Below are 1,031 nucleotides of genomic sequence, written 5' to 3' on the forward strand. Positions count from 1 at the left end.
TTATACAGCTAGTTCTGGCTGTCATGTATACGTTCCAAAGCTTCGATACGGCGCCATTGAGTTGTCTCGAAGCTTTGCTTCCTTAAGTTGGCAATTTTTAACTGCTTCTCTTCGTTGTCCAAAATGTCATCATCAAGAATATCTGCACGTTTTTCTAGGTAATTTGTCAGCTCTATTTCAAACGTCGCTCGTTGTTCATCCAATTTTTGCAGCCTTTGCGCGCCTTCTTCTCCTACCAACTCGACGCGAGCGAGATACTTATCCTGTGAACTGAGTAATGTGGTTTGGTCGAGTTGCCTCGTTAAGGCATTGTTGCGTTCACTTTGCTGGATGTACTCAGGTTGTTCAGATAACGCTTGGTTGAGTAGTAGTTGCTGAGAATCAGAGTCTTGCTCGTACGTTTTAATCACCAGTTTCTCTATTGCGAGTTGGCGTAGTCGATTTTCTTCATCAAATAGTTGGGAAATTTGTTGATCGTTAAAGTATTCAAGTTGCAAATTTAGAATGGCTTCATTCAGCCGTTGCAATTGGCTTAATGACAACGTCGTATCTTCAAGTGGTTCTAATTTAGAAAGCGCCCGTTTGTATGCGAGATAGCTTTGAAACAACTCGACATCAATGCCTAATGAGTTTTGCTGCGAGATACTTTCTTCAATATTTTCTTGGATTTCTTCAAGGCTATGCTCTCCCAGACCACTTAATGAGTACTCAAAAAAGTCTTTCTGAGAGGAGAGGTCGATAGTAGTGTCATGTTGCGATTGAGCCATCTTGGATTGTGGTGAGTCCGATACGTAGAGGGAAGCCGCTCCCACACCGAGAAGCGAAAGAATGGGCACAGCGATAAGAGCGACTTTCTTCATGGGGAATTCCTGTTACAGACCTTGCAGTTTCAAACGATTCGCATGCTGGCGATACAGCGTGACGGGGTCGGTTTCAAAAAGATGGTGGATACCGAGTAAACCGTTAATTTCGTCCAAGTGATTCATTTTGTAATCATCACGAATGACTTTTCCTAAATGAGTGCTGCATGC

General features: G+C 43.0%; 1 protein-coding gene and 1 pseudogene. Both read right to left on the minus strand.

Annotated elements, in window-relative coordinates; genetic code table 11:
* Window positions 1-8: 8 nt before the first annotated feature.
* Window positions 9-860 carry a lipase secretion chaperone gene (locus tag R7Z78_RS24860; protein ID WP_169643712.1) on the minus strand — a complete coding sequence of 284 codons (852 nt, stop codon included), beginning with the start codon at window positions 858-860 and terminating at the stop codon, window positions 9-11.
* Between the two features lie 12 nt (window positions 861-872).
* A pseudogene (locus tag R7Z78_RS24865) lies at window positions 873-1,031 on the minus strand (lipase); the annotation flags it as partial.

The sequence above is a fragment of the Vibrio sp. 1167 genome (genome assembly GCF_033340375.1).
Taxonomy (GTDB): Bacteria; Pseudomonadota; Gammaproteobacteria; order Enterobacterales; family Vibrionaceae; genus Vibrio; species Vibrio alginolyticus.

Coding starts and splice junctions, on each gene's coding strand:
- R7Z78_RS24860 (WP_169643712.1), bottom strand. CDS start 860: ATGAAGAAAGTCGCTCTTATCGCTGTGCCCATTCTTTCGCTTCTCGGT.